The organism is Hyphobacterium sp. CCMP332 (assembly GCA_014323545.1).
Taxonomy (GTDB): domain Bacteria; phylum Bacteroidota; class Bacteroidia; order Cytophagales; family CCMP332; genus CCMP332.
The window spans coordinates 1,073,145-1,093,064 of sequence record CP058647.1 but is presented as its reverse complement, the minus strand read 5'-3'; the positions used below and the strand labels follow the sequence as shown (position 1 = coordinate 1,093,064).

The 19,920-nt window shown below is 36.8% G+C and carries 25 protein-coding genes; all 25 read right to left on the bottom strand.

Going from position 1 to position 19,920, the window contains the following annotated elements; genetic code table 11:
• Positions 1–51: 51 nt before the first annotated feature.
• The 25 genes from HZR84_04755 to HZR84_04635 all read right to left on the bottom strand — a co-directional run bounded on the left by HZR84_04755 (position 52) and on the right by HZR84_04635 (position 19,856).
• Positions 52–336 (bottom strand): hypothetical protein, encoded by a 285-nt coding sequence (locus HZR84_04755; GenBank protein QNL21274.1) that lies wholly within the window; start codon positions 334–336, stop codon positions 52–54.
• A gap of 10 nt (positions 337–346) precedes the next feature.
• On the bottom strand, positions 347–637 hold the full coding sequence (locus tag HZR84_04750; GenBank protein ID QNL21273.1) for a transcriptional regulator: 291 nt from the start codon (positions 635–637) through the stop codon (positions 347–349).
• Positions 637–1,251 carry a hypothetical protein gene (locus tag HZR84_04745; protein QNL21272.1) on the bottom strand — a complete coding sequence of 205 codons (615 nt, stop codon included), beginning with the start codon at positions 1,249–1,251 and terminating at the stop codon, positions 637–639. Before HZR84_04745 ends, HZR84_04750 begins: the two co-directional genes overlap by 1 nt.
• Positions 1,252–1,361: 110 nt before the next feature.
• On the bottom strand, positions 1,362–2,261 hold the full coding sequence (locus HZR84_04740; protein QNL21271.1) for a mechanosensitive ion channel family protein: 900 nt from the start codon (positions 2,259–2,261) through the stop codon (positions 1,362–1,364).
• A 5-nt stretch (positions 2,262–2,266) separates the two neighbouring features.
• Complete coding sequence (locus HZR84_04735; protein QNL21270.1) at positions 2,267–2,647, bottom strand: hypothetical protein; 381 nt, start codon at positions 2,645–2,647, stop codon at positions 2,267–2,269.
• A 261-nt stretch (positions 2,648–2,908) separates the two neighbouring features.
• Positions 2,909–3,841 carry a hypothetical protein gene (locus HZR84_04730; protein ID QNL21269.1) on the bottom strand — a complete coding sequence of 311 codons (933 nt, stop codon included), beginning with the start codon at positions 3,839–3,841 and terminating at the stop codon, positions 2,909–2,911.
• A 244-nt stretch (positions 3,842–4,085) separates the two neighbouring features.
• Positions 4,086–4,535 (bottom strand): GNAT family N-acetyltransferase, encoded by a 450-nt coding sequence (locus HZR84_04725; protein ID QNL21268.1) that lies wholly within the window; start codon positions 4,533–4,535, stop codon positions 4,086–4,088.
• 161 nt (positions 4,536–4,696) lie between these two features.
• Positions 4,697–5,371 (bottom strand): HAD hydrolase-like protein, encoded by a 675-nt coding sequence (locus HZR84_04720; protein ID QNL21267.1) that lies wholly within the window; start codon positions 5,369–5,371, stop codon positions 4,697–4,699.
• Positions 5,372–5,593: 222 nt separating this feature from the next.
• Entirely contained in the window at positions 5,594–6,352 is a 759-nt protein-coding gene (locus tag HZR84_04715; protein ID QNL21266.1) for a glycosyltransferase family 2 protein, read from the bottom strand.
• A 189-nt stretch (positions 6,353–6,541) separates the two neighbouring features.
• The gene (locus HZR84_04710) at positions 6,542–7,246 is read right to left on the bottom strand and encodes a hypothetical protein (GenBank protein ID QNL21265.1); all 705 of its coding nucleotides are present in this window, start codon (positions 7,244–7,246) and stop codon (positions 6,542–6,544) included.
• Positions 7,247–7,465: 219 nt separating this feature from the next.
• Positions 7,466–7,858 (bottom strand): hypothetical protein, encoded by a 393-nt coding sequence (locus HZR84_04705; protein QNL21264.1) that lies wholly within the window; start codon positions 7,856–7,858, stop codon positions 7,466–7,468.
• Entirely contained in the window at positions 7,855–8,373 is a 519-nt protein-coding gene (locus HZR84_04700; GenBank protein ID QNL21263.1) for a GNAT family N-acetyltransferase, read from the bottom strand. Before HZR84_04700 ends, HZR84_04705 begins: the two co-directional genes overlap by 4 nt.
• Before the next feature lie 3 nt (positions 8,374–8,376).
• Complete coding sequence (locus tag HZR84_04695) at positions 8,377–9,084, bottom strand: DNA alkylation repair protein (protein ID QNL21262.1); 708 nt, start codon at positions 9,082–9,084, stop codon at positions 8,377–8,379.
• 50 nt (positions 9,085–9,134) lie between these two features.
• Entirely contained in the window at positions 9,135–9,608 is a 474-nt protein-coding gene (locus HZR84_04690; GenBank protein QNL21261.1) for a DUF4440 domain-containing protein, read from the bottom strand.
• A gap of 135 nt (positions 9,609–9,743) precedes the next feature.
• Positions 9,744–10,874: an FAD-dependent monooxygenase gene (locus HZR84_04685; GenBank protein QNL21260.1), complete on the bottom strand. Its 1,131-nt coding sequence runs from the start codon at positions 10,872–10,874 to the stop codon at positions 9,744–9,746.
• Between the two features lie 18 nt (positions 10,875–10,892).
• The gene (locus HZR84_04680; protein ID QNL21259.1) at positions 10,893–12,635 is read right to left on the bottom strand and encodes an ABC transporter ATP-binding protein; all 1,743 of its coding nucleotides are present in this window, start codon (positions 12,633–12,635) and stop codon (positions 10,893–10,895) included.
• A 78-nt stretch (positions 12,636–12,713) separates the two neighbouring features.
• Positions 12,714–13,028 (bottom strand): hypothetical protein, encoded by a 315-nt coding sequence (locus HZR84_04675; GenBank protein ID QNL21258.1) that lies wholly within the window; start codon positions 13,026–13,028, stop codon positions 12,714–12,716.
• 29 nt (positions 13,029–13,057) lie between these two features.
• Positions 13,058–13,612 (bottom strand): DUF1572 family protein, encoded by a 555-nt coding sequence (locus tag HZR84_04670; protein ID QNL21257.1) that lies wholly within the window; start codon positions 13,610–13,612, stop codon positions 13,058–13,060.
• 12 nt (positions 13,613–13,624) lie between these two features.
• Positions 13,625–14,239, bottom strand: coding sequence for a CPBP family intramembrane metalloprotease (locus HZR84_04665; protein QNL21256.1), 615 nt, complete (start codon positions 14,237–14,239; stop codon positions 13,625–13,627).
• A gap of 2 nt (positions 14,240–14,241) precedes the next feature.
• Positions 14,242–14,709 (bottom strand): DUF4440 domain-containing protein, encoded by a 468-nt coding sequence (locus HZR84_04660; protein QNL21255.1) that lies wholly within the window; start codon positions 14,707–14,709, stop codon positions 14,242–14,244.
• 134 nt (positions 14,710–14,843) lie between these two features.
• Positions 14,844–16,007: a hypothetical protein gene (locus tag HZR84_04655; GenBank protein QNL21254.1), complete on the bottom strand. Its 1,164-nt coding sequence runs from the start codon at positions 16,005–16,007 to the stop codon at positions 14,844–14,846.
• Complete coding sequence (locus tag HZR84_04650) at positions 15,994–16,674, bottom strand: ABC transporter ATP-binding protein (GenBank protein ID QNL21253.1); 681 nt, start codon at positions 16,672–16,674, stop codon at positions 15,994–15,996. Before HZR84_04650 ends, HZR84_04655 begins: the two co-directional genes overlap by 14 nt.
• 2 nt (positions 16,675–16,676) lie before the next feature.
• Complete coding sequence (locus HZR84_04645; GenBank protein QNL21252.1) at positions 16,677–17,888, bottom strand: ABC transporter permease; 1,212 nt, start codon at positions 17,886–17,888, stop codon at positions 16,677–16,679.
• 1 nt (position 17,889) lies between these two features.
• Positions 17,890–19,110 carry an ABC transporter permease gene (locus HZR84_04640; GenBank protein QNL21251.1) on the bottom strand — a complete coding sequence of 407 codons (1,221 nt, stop codon included), beginning with the start codon at positions 19,108–19,110 and terminating at the stop codon, positions 17,890–17,892.
• A 2-nt stretch (positions 19,111–19,112) separates the two neighbouring features.
• Positions 19,113–19,856, bottom strand: coding sequence for an outer membrane lipoprotein-sorting protein (locus tag HZR84_04635; protein ID QNL21250.1), 744 nt, complete (start codon positions 19,854–19,856; stop codon positions 19,113–19,115).
• Positions 19,857–19,920: the final 64 nt, after the last annotated feature.

The window sequence follows — 19,920 nt, the reverse complement described above, 5'->3', positions numbered from 1 at the left end:
AAAGTACTTTGAAATACAAAGCGATTGTTGAAAAAAATAGTGTTTATTGTTTCAATTTCCGGCAAAAGGCGATCCGAAAATTCCTACGGCCAATTCGGCCCAAACCAATACAAATACAGCAAAAATGGCAATGAAGGCTATTATACGCAAGGATATTTTTCTCACTTTTCGCAATATCAAATCTGCTAATATTCCGAATCCGGAAAGCAGTAAAGCCATAACGATAAAATCATTAATTGACCAGTTGACTTCATCGCTCAATTGCATGGCGACCAGCGGGATAAGAAGCAAAAAGGCTACAATTCCCAAAACGATTTTTATTCTATTGATTCTCATAATTTGTAATTTATTTTAATAATTGTTCAATGGCATTGATATGTTTTTTAAATGTGTCTATACCCGATTTAGTGGCATAATATTTTGTATTTGGTTTTCTGTCGAGAAATTCTTTCCTGACTTTAATAAAATCCGCATTTTCCAGATTTTTCAAATGACTCGCCAGGTTTCCATCAGTTACATCCAGTAATTCCTTTAGCGAATTGAAATCCATATAATCATTGACTACCAGTGCAGACATAATTCCCAATCGAATCTTATTCTCAAATGCCTTATTTAAGTCTTTAAGTATATCTTTCATTACTTATAGCGGACCTGCATTATAATTCCATATAAAATATGCATTAGCCCAAAACCCAGGGACCAAAACAAAAGACCATGACCAATAAAGTTAATTGCAATAAGTCCGAGAATTATCTGGATTAAACCCAGACTGCGGATTTCATGCAATGTGAATTTACTGGCATTGACCAGGGCCAGGCCATAAAAGATCAATGTTAATGGAGCAAGTAAGGCTAAAAAGCCTTTAAAGAGTAGCATTAAACAAAGAATACCACCTGTCAGCAATGGAATAAACAAATTAACAATTAGCCTTTGAGTTTGGTAATCCCAGACTTTTTGATTTTGAGATTTTGTTTTTCTTACCGTGAAAAAGACAGCCGCTGATATAGCTGCAATTAGAGTGGCCAGCGCAATAAGTACAAGCGATTCCACATTTCGAATCGGGACAAGGCCTTCCAGCAGTTTTATTCCCAATTGCTGAGAATATACCATTTTATGGGCTGCATAAGCACCAATTAAGGCAATTACACCCGCTGAAATCCCGGACATTCCACTTAGTGAAACAAACCTGGAGGAGCGGTTCATAATCTCCTTAATGTCTTCGAGATCTTTTTTATATTTTTCTTCTTTCATAGAAAGTACTTTGAAATACAAAGTAAATATATAATTTTATTTAAAAACAAAAAAAAATAGACGTTTTGATTTTATTGGAGATATATTTTATCTAATGAATTTTTGTGACGTTATTTCTTCAAAGTCACATTAAAATTCGGGGCTTCCACAAGATGGAATGTGGCTGATGCCAATTTAATTTCACTTCCTTCTGTTTCAACATGCTTTAAAATAGTTGTAAATAGTCTTGTTTTGGTGATTCTGCGTTTTTTATATTCTACTACATAACGCAAAGTAAATTCAACCCAATTATCATTAGCAATTAAGGAGACCATTGGTTCAGTCTGCGCTTCCTCTAAACGATATTTTTGCTGTAACTCCATCCATCTTTCTTTTGACATAGTAGAAAGTTCACCTCCAACTTCCTTGCCTACTTTTTCAAATAATTCGGTGGCTTTATCGTAATTGCTGCCAAATTGAACAGGAATCTTTATTTCATCCCAAAGAAATGGGAACCCTCCTGAATAGTTAAAAACAGGCTCTTTAAATACAAAGCTATTAGCAATCATGACAATTCTTCCATTGTACAAATCTCCGTCAACCCACTGTCCGGTTTCCATGATTGTTGTCCTCAATACCCCAATGTCCATGACATCACCTTTTATCCCACCGAGTTGAACCCTATCTCCGGATTTGTAGAATCCACCAAAGAGTATTGCAAGCCATCCGGCAAATGAAGCAATCACCTCTTGAAGTGCGAATGCGATACCTGCACCTGCTACGCCTATAGCAACCGTCAGCCCTCCTAGTTTATCGCTAAAGACGATTGTTATTAATACTATTGTTAAAAAATAACCAATAAATCCACCGAATTTATTTGCCCTGTATCGGTTATCTATGTCTTTTATTTTTGAGAATAACTGTTTTTGAAGTGCTTTTACAATAATCCATATAACTGCTATACCTAAAAAAATTGTTGAAATTTTCCCTACAGTTGGGTCAAAAAGGAATTTTTGAATTTGTTCTTCCATATCAATTATTGTTTTACTAAGTATTGCATCAGCTTTTCCCCCTCGGGAAGCATCAGGGTGGAAGCTACCAATCCCACACCTTTCTGAAAATAGGACCTGATTCTGGCATCGCCCATTTCTGTCTCTATCACAAGGCAATGGTTAAACGTTTTTTCAGGTGTAATCAATTTTTCATCTGTTGAACGAATAACCGAGCTGCTTTTTTGGCCATCGGCTTCTGCCGTCCAGGATTTGCCTATTTCCAAAGGATGCGCTGCAATAAGGATGTGTTCTTTAGCCATTTTGGCATTGGCTAAACCATATACCAAGCCATTTTCACCATTTCTTAAATAGGACGTTTGTATAACATCAAATTGGTTTTCATCTCCTATTGAAGTTTGCAACACATAATAGCTCTTACCTTCAATAATTTCCTGTTCTTCCAGAATTTTAATTCTGGACTGGCTTCCCGATGCTGAAATAAAATCATCGCTGTATTGGTATATCCAGGTCTTGCCTTTTATTAGGGGTAATAATCATTTTTGGGCGAATACCTTTCCGGTAAAAAAGATTAAGAAAAATAGTAACAGAAGATTCTTCATAGCATTTGAAAAATCGAATTTAAATCTAAAATATAAATCCTATGCTATGCGGCGAGATATAATTTGCTATACCCCTTGTTTGTATTTTTTTAAGACTCGCAATGCTCGAAGCGTATTCCATCTGCTTGGTTTCCCGGCCTTTTCCATTACAAAATGCACTTTTCCCGGATGAGCAGCCTGCATATTCCATGTGCGGTTTTTGTTTCTTTTTATTAACAATTGGTCCAGGGCTTTTGCCATATTATTATCCCACTTGTGATCTGAATATTGAAAATAGTCAAGGGCCCGAAGTATATCGTATTTCCATCGGCTTGGATATGCTAATTTTAAAAAGTCTTTTTTAATAATTTTTCCACTATGATCGGATAGATAAAATTGATGTAACAAAATAAATGCTTCAGCACTTGTTTTGGCTTCAAGTATTTCTGTTTTGCGATAGTTAAATCCTGATTTTAGAAACTCATAGAATCCTTCAAGAACTGATATTGTGGTATGCAATGAGCTATGTCTGGCACCACTTCTTGTTGAAATGCAATTAAAACCTCCGTCGGGCATTTTCTCATTCAAAATGCTATCAACAATTGACTGCAATTTGATTTCATCCATTTTAAAATAGGAAGCATAGTTTAAAAACATGGCATTTACACAAACATCGCTGTGGGTGCTCGTTGATGGACCCAATGGAATTCCTCCATCTTGTGCTTTTCCCTGATCCATTACACTGGCTATGCTTTCTCTCGCAATTTTATTATTGGCAGCAAGATTTAGATTACGCAAATCCAGCAGTGTATAATGGCTGGAGATCCATTTTGGTTGGTAAAATGCTTCTCCCCAATAGCCTTTGGGATTGCGTTTATTTAAGAATTTTTCTCCCCAACCTTCATTTGCGATTCTATTTTGAAGATCCTTTCTTACATTTCCGAGTAAATCGCGATGTACCTGATACTGAATCGAGACATCTCCCTGCAGCAACCAATCGATGATTTCATTATTATTCATTGTATGACTTTTAAATCAATATTTCAAAACCGTATTTCTTCCAGTTCATCTTATTATTTTGATTCATGCCTGTTTGGAATTCAAAATCTACAAATAATTAGAATGGTAATAATAGCAAGGGGGGAACCTAAAAATCAAATGCACAATTTAAATGTTCAGTACCCCATGACTCGGAAATGCACAGGGCGCTTAAAAATGAGAATTGAAAATTAGTACGTAAGTATTATCAGATCTGATGAATTTGCTATAAATCCTTTAAAAAATGCACCAATTCATCTTCTTCCCAAAAGCCCACCTTCTTGTGAAATTGACGGGATTCCGTATCACTGAGCCATGTATCCGATCCTATTTGACTGCAAGCCATTTCCTTGCACCAGGATTCGCCACGCTCCATTAAAGCCTTGGCTATTCCCTTTTTTCTGAAATTATCTTCAACAAAAATCCCTTCAAGGTAACCTGTCGGACTGCCTTTTGCACCTTCTACATAGTCTTTGCGAATTGAAAATACAGCAAATCCGGCATAATTAGATTTTTGATCTTTGGCAATCCATATTTTTTGATCTTTGGAATTAAGCGATCCGGTAAGCAAGCCTTTTAATTCCAGTTCATTGCTGTCCTTAAAAAGCTTTATTGCCATTTTCAATAGCTCATCTAGATCTGATTCCCTGCAATTTGAAATGGAAAATTCGTCCATTATTCAGCTTTCTGATTTTATCTTTTTAATCATTCTAAGATATTCAAATGCATGGAAATCCAAAGTCTTATTTTTTTAGTTTTGAATTTAGTTCTTGGCTATTAAAATTGTATTCCTTTTTCAAAAATTACCCTTTCCTCCTCCACATTCTTTCTATATTTTTAGATTAAATGATCTATTATAATTTCACTCTTTTTGAAATCGGGAAAAACGATTCTAGCCCCCGCAGTTTTCAATTTCCCGTTCTGATGGTGATCAATCCCAATAAAATCTATTCCTAAATTCTTACAGGTTTTGAAATCCCATAAACCATCTCCAAAATAAATGATTCGTTCAATGGAATTTATATGGTTTTCATTTAATTGACGGATGGCATCGCTTAAAATATCTTCTCTTTTTTTAAAATGAGAACAGTTTGAGAATGCATATTCATTTATATCGATGCCAATGGCCTCTAATTTTATAAGCGCCGAATTCTTCCAGCTACCGGTGGCAATTCCTACAGCAATTCCCAAATCATCCTTGAGCAATTCGATAAATTCCAAAGCGCCATCTATTTCCTTAAATTGATCTTTACCATTAATAGCCTCGTGTTTTAACAATCGGGTAAATTCTGAAATCATATTATAATATTCTTGCTCTGTGGGATATCTAGACTGCTCTTTAAGAATTATCTCTTCATTTAATCCCCAGTCTGTTACGTTGTGAAATTCAGACCAATCGGAATTCGAAATATCAATACCAAAGACCTTTTTGAATGCTGATATAAAACATTTGTCATCCACTTTTGTGCTATCGCAAATTGTGCCATCTATGTCAAAAATTACGGCTGTCATTTGAATTTCATTACAATTGGAAGAGTATTCAATTATAAGAAATCCTCAACTTCCCGATAGGTGTTCATTTTAACGGTGAATTGTATGAGTAGTGGCAGATTGCGTGGTAGTTTCCTGTCAAACCGCTACGCTGTTTGAGTGGGCTAAAAACCTTAAAATTAAACACATCGCCTGCCATTACTTATACAAAATGTTGTGGGTAGTTTTTAATTTATTTATTTCTCATTTTCTGTCAGAATACCAGTAAGTAAGCATTTTATTTCCAATTAATTTAACAAATCTTTTGGGCAAAATATAATTAAGCAAAAGTAATATTGGAGCAATAAATCCAGAAACAAATAGTCTTAGCATGGACCTTAAGTTATACTCACCTTTTCTACCTGAAGTCAATACTGGATAAGTACTTAAAACAGAAAATTTCTTGTTCTTTTTCTTTCCATATTTTTTTAGTCTGATAACAAAATCAATTTCCTCATATGCATATAGATTTGAACTAAAGCCATTAATTTCTATAAATGCATCCTTTTTACATAAAATAAAAGCTCCACCTGAAAGCTTGAACAACCTATAAAATGGATTCATTCTCTCTAATCTAAGCTTGTTGAATAATGTACCATCAATAACTTCAATTGTTGTACCACATCCAATATATTTATTACTATCAATCACTAACAATAATTCCTTTATTAATCCCTTATTAGGGTATGAATCGGCATCTACAAAAATCAACCAGTCGCCCTCAGCAACTTCTGCTCCTTTATTTCTTGCTTTAGAAATTTGATTATCCGGTTCAAATACTACTTTTGCTCCATTATCCTCTGCAATTGCCCGTGTATTGTCTGTTGAATTATTGTCACAAACAATTACTTCCCAGTCCGATTGCTTCAATTCTATATCCGAAAAAACCTTAGTAAGATTCTTCAAAGTAGATTCAAGATATTTACTTTCATTATATGCTGGAATTATGATTGAAAATATCATTTCTAAATTATCATATTAAGTTAATTGCTCAGGCTCTTGGTTAAATTACCCACAACGGTTTGCATATGGCTTGTGGCGGTTTCGAAGAACTTACCTGCCTACCGTGAACGAACTTGGCTACGGAGCGAAAACCTTGCTGGCAGCCGTTCACCCACCATAAGCTATATGTGTTGTTGTGGGTATGTGCTATTATTTTTCATTGTCTTCAAACCATGGATATACATAGTCTTCAGTTGTCCTTAATTTCTCTTTTAGTTGTTCTTTATTCCAATCAATTCCTGAATATTCAGACCGTTCAAACAAGAGATTGTAAGCCGATTGATGAAAACCTAATTCATTGAGTGTTTTAAAATGTTCAATTGCCAAATCTTTAGTTAAAGGCTGATCAGGATATTCAATTTCGAGTAGCTGAAGTAGTGTGTCATTCACAAATTCCATATCTGCCCTATCAGAAATAGCTTCGGGAGTAAGGAAAGTCATGTACGTGGATTTAATGTCTTTTAATATTTCATAAACCACAGTGTCATTTTTTTCCTTTTGTCTTCGCAACCAAAACTCTCGATAATATTTGACATCAAGGTCTTTGTTATCAAAAGCTATTATCAGGCTGTCAATTAGATTGTATGGCTTGTTTTTAATATAAATTCCTTGAAGTATTAAAGGGTTGTCATTAAGTCGACTTCCAATTAAGTCCATGTATCCAAACTTTTTGAAAGTCTCATGAATTATTTTAAGGTTTTCAGGCTTACGAATCCAATCATTGGTTGTCCAATCTCCATGTTTTAGGTCAAAGAAGGTCGGTTGAGATTCTACATAATAGTCTCTTGTTTTCTTGTCGTTCTGTGAACAACTGAAAAGTGTCAGAATGCTTACTGTGAATATGTAGATTTTCATTGCATTACCCACAACGTCTGTATAAAGTGCATAAATCGATTACAAACGTCTACAAACGTTTAATTCCAGATAAATTTAATAAAAAGGAGCAAAGGATATTTTCATTTTTGGTTTTTTGATTTATTAGGGGCAAAAGGAGCGTATGGATTTTTAAAACGTTTAAAGCGTTTCTAATTTAAACTCAACTTAATCCAAGGCAAATGCCCGGGCATTTAACAACTATAAACCGAGCAATAACAAAATCCCAATTATCAAAAAAACGATCCAGCCCGGATGTTTGGCTTTAGTCGCTCCTAAAACAAAAAATCCTCCCAGAAACATGGCTAAACTTATTACTGAAACAAAAATTTGGGTTATGGCGGGACTAAATAGATGGATGTTAAGCGCAATATAAATTAGAATTACTCCCAGGCTAAATCCAAAGACTGAGCACATATGCCATGTCGCCCAGATGATTCGCAAATGCCTTTCTTTAAGTCCTTCGTTTACGATATTCGGTACGATTTGCCCCTTTTGTCTCTTTTCTTTGAAAATTAGGACTTCACCTAATATTGAATGCGCAATGCCCAATGGAAAACAGAGAATTCCTGCAAATAGAAAATAAAGGTTCATTGATCTAAATGAGTTGCATTATTTAATCTGAAAAACAAGGTGGGTTTTTCATTTTCCAATCTTTCTTCTACCATTGTCATGCCCAAACTTAAGGCAACATTTTGTGATTCTCTGTGAATAGAATCTGTAGCTGCGATGATGTATTTAAAACCCAGCTTATTAAATGCATAATCTATGATGGCTTCCGAGGCTTCTTTTGCAAATCCTTTCTTGGTGAAATCCTTTAAAAGTGCGTACATCAATTGTGGCTGATCTTCATCAAAAAAATGCCATAATCCTGCATAGCCAATGATGTTATTATTTTCTTTTGCTCTGATTTTCCATAAACCGTAATGGTCTCTTTTAAAATGTTCTTCATTTAAATCAATTATTTCTGCGGCTTTTTCTTCTGCAATTATTTCGTCATCCCATAAATACTTTCGAATGAAAGGATCCGTATTTATTCGGTGAAATAATGCTTTATCTGATCTTTCAAAAGGAATTAATTCCAGCCTTTTGGTTTTGATAATAGCCATGGCTTAACAACGGGCCGTTTTGCGTTTTTTGCCAACTCTTCCTTTTTCAATTACTTTATCAATATAGGCGCTGGCAAGGGGGACTTTGCAAGCAGTACCTCCGAGTTCAACCTCAACTTTGCCAATTGCTGCCGCCACTTCTTTTGACTTTTCAGTGAGGGCTGAAACATAAGTTCCTACGGAAATAACAAAGCCATTCATGGCATATTTTTCCCTGTTTTGAGCATTGTGAATTTCTTTTTCTACTCTTTCCAATAATTCAACATAGCACTCTATATCCAGATTTTCATCTTCATTGACCGCCGAATAATAGGCCAGGGTACTCCAACCGGCCGCGGCGATATTTTCTTTTTCGGAATTGATCCATTTTAATCCCAATTCAAAACCATATTTAGTTTCCGCTGCCACCCAGGGGACAGTGTATTCGCTCAGATAATACCAATAAGCCTTTGCCACCCAATCTTCCAATTGATCTTTACTGATTTGATTTTCATCGGCCATTAATCCGGCCAGGTACATGGCATCTGAGTTTCCGCTTGCATAGAGTTCAAGCGATAAATCATGATTCTTTTTGGTCTTTTTTAATATTTTCTTGAGATCCTGAACTTTGACGCCAAAGAAGGGCTCTTTAGCCCCATGCTTCATCAAGGTGTTCTTTGTTTGTTCATCTCCATAAGATGCCAGCTCTTTTAAAATTTCATTCGCAGTCATTTTTATCTGTGATTAAAACCTGCTTTAAATTATTGATTTTTTACAAAAACTTATTCGGCTTTGATGGGCTGCACATTGGTTCTGTAAAGCAGCCATTGTTCATTTTCTTTTTTCCAGGTTTCCACCAGAGCTGCTTTTGAACTTGAAGTACTGCCATCCGGCCCCAGATAGGTTTCAGTTACAATTCTTCGAACATGGCCCAGACCATTTGCGATATTTATTTCAATGAATTGTTGAGATCTGTCAGAAACTCGCCATCCTTCATCAAACCAATCTCTAATGCCTTCTACCCACATGACTTTATTATTGATTACATCACTGCCAATGGTCCAGCGGGTGAAATCTTCACTTAGAAATGAAGCATAAGCATTTGCCCCTTTTCCATTTACAGAAGTACTTTCTGAGAAATTTTCTATAGTCTTTATTATTTCTTTATGATCCGAATTCCATGGCTCCTGAGCCTGAATCATTGAGCAATAAAAACAGAGAAAGATCAGGGCTGAATTTTTTTTGATTTTAATCATGATTTTTGAATTTGGCTTAAAAACAGATCCTCCAATTAATAGAAGATGGCCATTAAATATAGCCTTTAATTATCCCGGTCTCCTACCGTTTATCAATTCCTCCACTTCGAAAAGCTGCGATAATCGCATTTATGGTCAAATGGATTTGATTTCGAAAATTTTTTCCGATTGTTTCCTTTTTAAAAATTCCGGGCTGGTCTTTAAAAATAAATTTCTGCACCAAATCGCCATTTCGTTTTCAAAATGCGCCATTTTACCCATGGTCCGGCTGATATTGACAATAAAATGTGCTTTGGCTTGTCTGATTTTCTGGTATTCGAAAAAGGCTTTTTCACTTTGATTATGTTTAAGACAATTGGCTAAAACAAAGGCATCCTCAACACCCTGGCAGGCTCCCTGACCCATATTGGGACTTGTAGCATGGGCAGCATCCCCGATTAGACAAACATTGTTTTTAAACCATTTTTTAACAGGTTTTAAATCGGATATAATAGATTTGTGAATGCTTTCTGTCGGGGTATTTTCAATGAGTGTTTTGACTAAGGGATGATATTTTACAAAATATAAGGCCAGCTGCTCTTTGGCGTATTCATCCGGATTTTGTTTAAATGTTTTAAGTGCATACCAATAGACTTTATTGTCTTGAATCTGAACAAATCCAATCCTATCGCCTTTTCCCCAGGCTTCATTTAGCTCGTTTTTGAATTTTTTGGATAAATTAAACTCAGCAATTCCCCGCCAACATATTTGATTAGTCCAACGAATCGTATTTTCAGAAAAGAGTTGATTTCGAACGATAGAATTTATTCCATCAGCTGCCAGCAATAATTCAGAATTATGCTCTTTCTTATTGTTAAAACGCAGCTTGAGGGTATCGTTTTGTTTGACGTCGATAAGCTCATACCCGGTTTTAAGGCTTTCGACCGGAATGTTATTTAACAATATCTCCTGTAAAATGCCGCGATGAATGGCAATGTTCTTTACCTTGTATTTTTGCTCGAAATGATTAAGATCAACAATTGAAATTGGCTTTAATTGGGAATCCGTGATTTTTATAAATGAAATGACATTGCCAGCTTGTTCTATCTGATTTTTAAGACCTAGCTTATCAAAAACCTGCATGGCATTATTTGCAAGGATTATTCCTGCACCCAATGGTTTTATTCTATCTGCCTGTTCAAAAACATTGACTTTAAAGCCATTTTGATTAAGAGCTATAGCGCTTGTTAAACCGGCAATTCCTGCCCCTATAATATCAATTGTCAACTTTTAAGAATTAATTATTTAAATTCTACTCTGATAAGTAAATAGTTCATAGTATCGACCCTCCTTCGCAATCAGTTGATCGTGGGTTCCTCTTTCGATTATTTCTCCATCTTCTATTATCAGTATCTGGTCGGCTTTTCTTATAGTGCTCAGTCGATGGGCGATGACAAATGTTGTTCTGTTTTTCATTAGTCTTTCCAAACTTTTCTGAATAAAGGTCTCGCTTTCCGTATCCAGATTGGAAGTGGCTTCATCGAGAATTATAATTTTGGGTTTGGCCAGTAATGCTCTTGCGATGGATATTCTTTGTCTTTGCCCTCCCGAAAGTTTTACGCCGCGCTCACCAATTACTGTATCCAGTCCATCTTCAAAACGATCGGTAAATTCATTTACATAAGCCCCTTGCACGGCTTCTTCCAGCTCCTCTACATTGGCATCGGGCCTTGGGAATAGAATATTTTCACGTATCGTACCCTCAAATAAAAAGTCATCCTGTAATACGACTCCCAGATGCTTTCTGTAAGATTCCAGGTCAACTTTTGACAAATCCCGGCCATCAATTGTGATTATTCCGCTCTCCGGGTTTAAAAAAGTAGCAGCTAAACCGGCAATGGTGGTTTTACCTGAACCTGAACTGCCAACAAGTGCTGTTACGGATCCTTCCGGTGCCTCAAAGCTGATGTTTTTAATGACTTCTTTATTCTCAATATAGCTGAAGGACACATTCTCAAAAATGATATCTCCTTTCAGCGATTGCAATTTTATCGGCCTATTTTTATCGACTTGTTCCGGGTTCATTTGCATGATCTCCTCCGTTCTGTCGAGTCCGGCAAATGCTTCGGTCAGCTGTGAGCCTATATTGCTCATTTGCACAATAGGAGCGATCATAAAACCCAGATAAAGGGTAAATGCAAGAAAATCACCGAAAGTCATATCGCCCTGAATAATAAAATATCCGCCAATTCCCATGATTCCTGTACTGGCCAATCCGAGCAAAAAAGTCGATGAGCTGGTTACAAAAGCTGTGGCTGTTAAACTGGCTTTTACATTTTCAAACAAGCGTCTGGCGCCATCTTCAAATATGGAGTTTTCCTGCTTTTCAGCATTAAATCCTTTGATGACTCTTACACCATTTAAAGTTTCAGTCAAACGGCCGGTCACTTCTGCGTTGAGCTTACCGCGATCTCTAAAAATCGGTCGGATTCTTCCAAAGGCTTTGAGCGCAATAAATGCAAAAATCCCTACAGGAACCAAGACAAAAAAGGTCATGGCCGCACTGATATTGATCAGAAGAAAAAGCGAAATTATAGCCGTCAGTGTACCACCGACCAATTGCACTAGCCCAGTACCAACCAAATTGCGAACTCCTTCCACATCGGTCATTATTCTGGAAACCAATTCCCCGGATTTATGATCGTCAAAATATCGAATGGGGAGGGAGAGCACCTTTTTTTGTACACGTACCCTCAGCTCGGAAATCAGGTATTGGGCTTCAACGCTTAAAATTCTTGTTAGGAGAAAAGAGGTGACTGCCTGAACAATGATCGCTGAAATTACCACCAATAGCAGGATTTTCAACATGGGGATATCCTTATTAACAATTACATCATCGATAAGATATTTGCTGGCTCCCGGAAGTACTAAGGATGCCAATCGACTGATTACGATAAGAACCAATCCTATGCCTATGGTTTTTCTTCTCGGCCATATTATTCTTTTAAATGCCCATCCAAATGTGACATTTTTCTTTTTTTCACTCATTGCGGCAATTTAATGATATTCAATTCAAAAGCTGAAATAAGTAGGAGCACATTTATTGATGGTTTGCGGCTTTTTCTATCATTCCTCAATACCGGTTTTGAAGCCATGTATTCGCGATAGAAAAATATTAAAAACAATTGATTCAATTAAGCCTGTTACAAATCCTATGATAAAGGCAATGGCCGGCATCCCAATTATAGCGCCAAACGCCAAAATCGTTCCAATGCTTAAGCCGGTTGTTTCATCAGTACTTATAAAATCAAATGTTACAAGGCTGTCTATAATAAATCCTCCAAATGAATAAATGATACCGGCGAACAAACCAATTTGAGAAAAGAGTATAGCCTGAAATACTGCAAAATCGAAGACCTTTATTTTTTGCGATTTTTTCATGATTTCCAATGGATAATTATTTCTTTCAATTATTTAATATCATCGGGAAAGTGCCCCTTATGTCTTCCTTTATCAAATTTCTTCTTATTAAAGTCAGATGATTTTCCTCTGGGAATGCTCAAACTTTTCCAGTTGTTCGAATACATTTTGCCGATAAATACAATTTGTCCGACGTGATAGGCATAATGTGCCAATTGTCTGTTGATGGCATCGACTATGCTGTGTTCCTGATTTCGAATATATATTTTGGTGTTAAAATTATCTACGTTAATGCTGTCCAGAGCATTAAATAGACAATGCCAGCCTTCTTCCCATCTTTGATTTAATTCTTCTTTGTTTTTAATCACCGACTCAAATTCCAGATCGCGCTGCCGCCATGTTTTTTCTCCATCCGAGTTTAAAAAATCCGTCCAGCGGGAAAGCATATTACCCCGGAGGTGATTGACTATAATGGCTATGGAATTGCTTTCTTCATTGTATTGTTTAAATAAATCTTCCTCGATCATTTGATCAAATGTTTTTTCGGCGAGGGACTTATAGTATTTGAATTGTGTTTTGATATTTATCAAATAGTTCTCAATCATGTGAAACCCATTTTAAAACAAAGTGTAAAACAAATAAGAAAGCAAATTACCACTTGCATGCGCCAACCAACCGGGTAAAATCGATCCATTGGCTTGTTTTTCATTCAACCAGGTGATGACCATTGCCACTGTAAAGGGGAAAATAAAAATTAAGAGCAGAAAAAGAATATTTTGAGTTATTGTAAGAAATAAAAGACTGTGAATCACACCAAAAAGAACGGCCTGGAGCAAATTTCCTTTGTGAAAACCAAGCATCGAAATAAATCTTTTTGCAATAAAACCTCGAAACAGTATTTCCTCTGCCAATGCGGTTTTAAATATTGCTGCCATTGCAATTAAAATAAAAGTATTCACCCCAATCCCCATGGCTTTAAATTTCCCGGTCATACTTTTGGGATTGTTCATGGCATCCGTTAGTTCCGGTGAGTTGTGAATTAAAAGGAGCAATAGCACCATCAGGGGAATTGAAAAAGCAAGCGCATAAATCAATGGCTTGATCGGACTTTTTATCAATCCGATATAATTGAGGAAACCGCTTTTATTCTTATAAAAAAACCTGTATCCGATATAGGGTATTAATGTAAATACAGCCAGCTGAAGGGCGGTTGAAATTATCTCATTAAGCATGATCAATCTGAGTTATTTTGAGCAATCCGGTTCCAGATGTCAAGGTAGATTTTCCATTCCCCATTTACTTTTTTCCAAACAATCACATACTTTCCTTTCCAAAAGCTGATTTCGCCATCCTTTCCTTTGGTTTTGCCTTCATAATAACCGTGATCTCTGGCTTCATCATCATAGATTCTAATTTCCAGAGGCATCACTTTATGATGAACAATTTTTGTATCCTCGGGCATTTTCCAATAATTAATGATCGCATCCCGGCCTTCAATAATATCCTTGTTATTGGGAAATATTTTACCATCCTCGGTATAAGAATTTGCTAAATTTTTTAAATCCTCATTGATTACATATTCGGAGAACAAAACTGAATTTTTAAGAATCTGATCGATTTCAGAAGAGTCGCCGATTAGAATTTGAGAATGTGCGGTTGTGGAAATTAGTCCCAGGATGAGGGTGATTATTAAATTTTTCATCTAATAAATCTAATCAAAAACTTAGTATGACAAATATTGAAATGCTCAAATATTCACAGTAATATGCTGTAAATGAATAAATTATTAAAACTGTAAAAAGACTTAGAGCGGTTGTTTTTAGCCAATAAATGATTTTAAAAACTCCATTTTACCCTTGTAAAAATGCTATTGACCAGGTTCTGGTATTTACCTTTAAATTTTACAAAATACAATTGGCCTACAAGATCGAGATCCCAATTTGAAGCTATGGAATAGGTCATACTCGGCATGATAAAAAGAAGATCGGCCTCAAAACCGTAAATAGCCGCTAATCCGGGTGAAATCAGGGGGGTCACAGGATAAGTAACCTGATAAAAGCCTGAATACCTTGTAAGCATCAGATTTTTTGCGCTAAAATTATTGCCGGCCAGGCTATTGGTATTTTCCAAACCGATGATACTACTTCTGCCATTGCTGTTGATTAAAAATGATCCGAGCATATAAATTCCATTTTTAAAGGAGTAATCAACACTTGCCGATAAACTCAAAACATCGACGGTGTCATAAATTTTTTCTCTGTTGAGGAAATAACTGGCCTCGCCTTTGAATCCGGCTGTTTTTAAATTACCCGCCCAACCTATGCCGGCCACATAATCATCGCGAAAAACACCTCCTAAAACCTGAATATCATAGGAACCCTTATTGAATTTGTACATCAAAGCAGCAATATGCTCATTTTCAGTTCTGCCCGGCGCATAAGCCAATTCAATTTTGTTTCCGCTACCAAAATAATTCTGTAATCGAATGGCATCATTTCCGGGGCGTTCTTCATAATCAAAATCGACAAAATTAAAAGCGTTAAAAATATCATTGGGGTTCCACACTACATTCATTCCCCAATTTATTCTTTGTCTCCCCGCTTTGGCTTCAAAATTTCCATCGACATATCCTATCCAGGCTCTGTCAAAAATACTATGCGCAAAGGCACCGGAATGTTCCATCCATATAAACGAAAGATCGAGATAGCCCGGATCCATATCAATCATCTCCTGATAAAATGGATTGAGTCTTACTGTTTCACCATAAAAAATTCGATTTCGCATTTCGACCCTTGCGCTTAGTTTAGAATTCAGATCGTATTGCAGATTCAACCTATTGTGTATGAAATTGTCAGTGATCAGTGAGTCTCCCGGCAAAAAATTGAGAATGCTCATTTGTTTCACATATCCTCTTAATGTAAATGGACTATTGCCGGATTGTGCAAATAATAATCCATTGAGAAATAAAAAGAAAATTATAAAAAGCTTATCGCCTTTCATCTGAGATTATTTGCCCGTCTTCCAGCGTTATAATTCTTGTGGCTTTATCCATAACCCTTTGATCATGCGTTGAGAAAATAAAGGTGGTATTTTCTTCGCGGTTAAGTTTATGCATTATGTCAAGGAGGTTATTCGTACTTTCAGAATCCAGATTGGCGGTAGGCTCATCGGCAAGAATAAACTTTGGTTTTGAAGCCAGAGCTCTTGCCACGGCCACCCTTTGTTGTTGGCCTCCGGAAAGCTCAAGAGGTTTTTTGTTTATTTTGTCTTCAAGGCCTACTTCTTTGAGCAATGAAGTGACGCGTTCATCTCTTTCTTCTTTAGGGGTTTTTTGCAAAAGCATTATAAATTCTGTGTTTTCCCTTGCAGTCAATACGGGAATAAGGTTATAGGACTGAAACACAAATCCAATATTTCTCAATCTAAATTCAATCAGCTGATTTTCCGACATTTGTCCCAGCTCGGTATCAGCAACTTTAATACTACCTTCTGTCGGCCGGTCCAATCCTCCGATAATGTTTAACAAGGTAGTTTTACCTGAACCAGAAGGGCCTACAACTGCTGTAAATTCACCTTCTTCAATAACCAGATCCACACCTTTCAATGCATGAACGGGGACTGCTCCCTGATAGATTTTTGTCAGGCCTTTAGTGCTTATTATTGCCATAATTATATTTTTCTTATTGCTTCTACCGGTTTTAATTTTAAAGCTTTTCTAGCAGGAAAAACGGCTGCAATCAATGCCATTATCAAAACCATAAATGCCACATCAACATACCTCGATGCATCGAGGGCGGGATAAATTGTACTTCCAAAGCCAAAATCATCATATACGGCGGCATTGACATTGATACCGACATTTCCAAAATATGAAATGCTCAGCCATGACAAAGCCAACCCAAGCGGACAGCCAATCATTGTCATGATCACGGTTTCAATCATTATCATCGAGAAAATCCTTCCTTTGGTCATACCAATGGACATCAGCATCCCTATTTCCCTGGTTCTTTCCAAAACAGCCATATACATGGTGTTGATAATACTAAATAGCAATGCCAGCAAAATGATACCGACGAGGACAAAAAGATATACATCCATCGCTTCTACCATATAGCGCATTCCGGATGCAATATCGAGCCATGGAAGCACCTCCAGATTGAAATATTTTTTTTGATATTTTGAAGCTAACGTTTCGGCCAGGTCATGATCATTGACTTTGACCGCAATTTCATGGCATTCCTCCTCAGTCATGTTCATCAGCCTTCGCATGTCATTAATTTTCACAAAGACATTCAATTTATCGTATTGCCCGTTATTTGATTTGTAAATACCGGCCACTCGAAAAGCCCCTGCTACTATTTCTCCGTTTATATCCTGAAAGGTGAGCACCATCTTTGACCTCAGGTTGACCTTAAATGTTTCTGCAATTTCCCGGCTGATTATAATCGGATTCCTTTTAATGCCTTCGAAATAAGCGCCTTCTTTAATTTTCTGATCCAGTTTAGTGACAATGGCTTCCTTTTCAGGATCGACTCCAGATACTTTTACCGAACCGTTTTTGTTGGCCGTACCCAGCATTGCCAATGCAATAACTCTTGCCGAGGACTGAATTACATTCGCATCTTCTGACAGGTCATTTTGAATTTCCACGGTATTGTGAATGATCTGTTCGGCTTTCATATCATCGCGAAAACCTTCCACATGAAATTGGAAGTGAGACATTTCCATTTCAATGACAGAATTCACTTTGGAAATCATCATTCCTTCTACGAAAGCTGAGGCAAATATTCCAGCCCATAGTCCCAGTCCGATTGCAGTTATTACAACAAAACTTCGAACTTTACTTCTCCATATATTTCGCCATGCAATATTGAAAATCATATCAGCTGTTCATTTCATCAATTGCTTTAGTGCCAAGTAGTTTAACAAAAGGATAAATACCAATAATAATTGCCACGATTGCAATTACAATGGCCTGCTGTATAAAAATAGCGGGGTCCATACTTGCATAAAGGACCGGTTCCATTCCGTATTCCTCGGCCATTTTTGCCACATCCTCTCCGTAGCGAATTGGGAAAATCACAAAGTAGTAACATACCGGAAATGCTCCGATAATTCCAATAATGGAACCGATTACAGAAATTATAAATACTTCAATAAATACAACTGTGGCTAACTTCACGCGTTTCATACCGACTGCAATTAAAACCCCAAATTCATGTCTTCTTTCAGCCATCATCATCAGCATTGTACCAAAAATTCCAAAAGAAATAACCATGTAGAGGATAAACATAAAGACATAGCCTTCAACACGATCGGTCTTTATCATATCAACCAGGTCCGGGAAAAGCTCCTTCCAATGCATAATCTCATAATCCTCGGAAATCTCTGATTTTAAAACCTGAGCCAACTCTACGCCTCGTGAAGCAGTTTCAGTTTTTATCACCAGATTGTTTATTAAGTTATCTGCACCAAATAATCGTTGGGCTTCGTTTAAAGGAAGAAACACCAATTGCTTGCTCAATTCCGGAGATCCGAATTTCACGATGCCTTTTACCGGGTATTTTCCTGCAGCACTTACACCTTGAAAACCCTGTCCAAGAAGTATGAGTGTGTCATTTGGTTCTAATTCCAGATAATCCGCAAGGCCATTTCCAATCAGAATAGACCGATCTTTATTGTTAAAATAATCGCCTGAACTGAGTCTTTGATCCAGTTGGGAGTATTGCTTTTCCAAATCGGGATCAATTCCTATAACCATTACCCCTTTGGTCATTTCCCTGGTTGCGCTTAGAGCAAAACTTTCAAGACGTGGAAGGAAAATGTCATTGTCGGAATAATGCTTCAAAATGTTTAGCAAGGAATCTCCAGGTTTAAAGCTGTAATCTATTGTTTTTTCATCCCAGTAATCTTTGCTGTGCACCTGAACAAAACCGGTAAAATCTCCTGCTGTAGTCTTGATCATATTATCATAAGTTCCTTCCTTCATACTCATCATCAGGCTTGATAGAATGACAGCAAAAAAGATAGATGCCAGGGTAATGGCAGTTCTGCGTTTATTACGCCAGATATTTCTCCAGGCCAGTTTTAAATAGAGCATCATTTTTACAACCTCTTCATATTTTGGGTAGTGAAAAAGTTGTCGGATATATCAATATCAAATTCGAGGTCATTGTAGATAATCACCGTTTTTTGGCCTTTCTTTTCCACAGGAATCATTTCCATACGGGACGGGAGTTTTTTGCCGTCAAAAATCTTAACCAATGAGCCCGTCATGATATTGACAAGGTATTCATCCTCATCATAATACTCAGTCCTCATCTGCATGTATTCTATTTTGTCTACCCAGATTTTGATCCTGCCCCAAACCACAGGAGCATCCGGTTTTGGAATTAATTCTATGACATAACAAGTGAAACCTTCAATAGTGGAATCCTTTAAATAACGGTGTTCATAATCTGTAACGATCGAGGATTGCTTAACCAAATCATCATTGGTAAAATCGGTACCCATCCAGGATTGCATCATCATGGAGGGCGGGAGTTTAATATTTCGGTCGATCGACGGAACCCAGTTCCAAATCTCCTTATCGCGTTTTAAAAAAACCGTTCCTTTATCCCTTGCCGGAGAATTGATCAAAGTAATTGAATAATCATCGCCTTTGGACCAAGAGGTGAGCGTCATTTCCCTGGTCCATTTTGGCCTTACAATTTCTATGGTCATGTTGGCCTTTGAGCTGTTTCCACGGATTTTTTCATCAACTCTTCTAATAATTTCTTTGGCATCCTGTGAGAAACCGGATGTGCAAAATATTAGGTTGAGAATAAAAAAAATGTTCAAGGTTTTCATTCACAATAATTTATTGGTTGATTGCTAATACTAAAGTAATGTAAAAATTTTAGGCCAATTATTG

Coding starts and splice junctions, on each gene's coding strand:
- HZR84_04755 (QNL21274.1), bottom strand. CDS start 336: ATGAGAATCAATAGAATAAAAATCGTTTTGGGAATTGTAGCCTTTTTG.
- HZR84_04750 (QNL21273.1), bottom strand. CDS start 637: ATGAAAGATATACTTAAAGACTTAAATAAGGCATTTGAGAATAAGATT.
- HZR84_04745 (QNL21272.1), bottom strand. CDS start 1,251: ATGAAAGAAGAAAAATATAAAAAAGATCTCGAAGACATTAAGGAGATT.
- HZR84_04740 (QNL21271.1), bottom strand. CDS start 2,261: ATGGAAGAACAAATTCAAAAATTCCTTTTTGACCCAACTGTAGGGAAA.
- HZR84_04730 (QNL21269.1), bottom strand. CDS start 3,841: ATGAATAATAATGAAATCATCGATTGGTTGCTGCAGGGAGATGTCTCG.
- HZR84_04725 (QNL21268.1), bottom strand. CDS start 4,535: ATGGACGAATTTTCCATTTCAAATTGCAGGGAATCAGATCTAGATGAG.
- HZR84_04720 (QNL21267.1), bottom strand. CDS start 5,371: ATGACAGCCGTAATTTTTGACATAGATGGCACAATTTGCGATAGCACA.
- HZR84_04715 (QNL21266.1), bottom strand. CDS start 6,352: ATGATATTTTCAATCATAATTCCAGCATATAATGAAAGTAAATATCTT.
- HZR84_04710 (QNL21265.1), bottom strand. CDS start 7,246: ATGAAAATCTACATATTCACAGTAAGCATTCTGACACTTTTCAGTTGT.
- HZR84_04705 (QNL21264.1), bottom strand. CDS start 7,858: ATGAACCTTTATTTTCTATTTGCAGGAATTCTCTGTTTTCCATTGGGC.
- HZR84_04700 (QNL21263.1), bottom strand. CDS start 8,373: ATGGCTATTATCAAAACCAAAAGGCTGGAATTAATTCCTTTTGAAAGA.
- HZR84_04695 (QNL21262.1), bottom strand. CDS start 9,084: ATGACTGCGAATGAAATTTTAAAAGAGCTGGCATCTTATGGAGATGAA.
- HZR84_04690 (QNL21261.1), bottom strand. CDS start 9,608: ATGATTAAAATCAAAAAAAATTCAGCCCTGATCTTTCTCTGTTTTTAT.
- HZR84_04680 (QNL21259.1), bottom strand. CDS start 12,635: ATGAGTGAAAAAAAGAAAAATGTCACATTTGGATGGGCATTTAAAAGA.
- HZR84_04675 (QNL21258.1), bottom strand. CDS start 13,028: ATGAAAAAATCGCAAAAAATAAAGGTCTTCGATTTTGCAGTATTTCAG.
- HZR84_04670 (QNL21257.1), bottom strand. CDS start 13,612: ATGATTGAGAACTATTTGATAAATATCAAAACACAATTCAAATACTAT.
- HZR84_04665 (QNL21256.1), bottom strand. CDS start 14,239: ATGCTTAATGAGATAATTTCAACCGCCCTTCAGCTGGCTGTATTTACA.
- HZR84_04660 (QNL21255.1), bottom strand. CDS start 14,709: ATGAAAAATTTAATAATCACCCTCATCCTGGGACTAATTTCCACAACC.
- HZR84_04655 (QNL21254.1), bottom strand. CDS start 16,007: ATGAAAGGCGATAAGCTTTTTATAATTTTCTTTTTATTTCTCAATGGA.
- HZR84_04650 (QNL21253.1), bottom strand. CDS start 16,674: ATGGCAATAATAAGCACTAAAGGCCTGACAAAAATCTATCAGGGAGCA.
- HZR84_04645 (QNL21252.1), bottom strand. CDS start 17,888: ATGATTTTCAATATTGCATGGCGAAATATATGGAGAAGTAAAGTTCGA.
- HZR84_04640 (QNL21251.1), bottom strand. CDS start 19,110: ATGATGCTCTATTTAAAACTGGCCTGGAGAAATATCTGGCGTAATAAA.
- HZR84_04635 (QNL21250.1), bottom strand. CDS start 19,856: ATGAAAACCTTGAACATTTTTTTTATTCTCAACCTAATATTTTGCACA.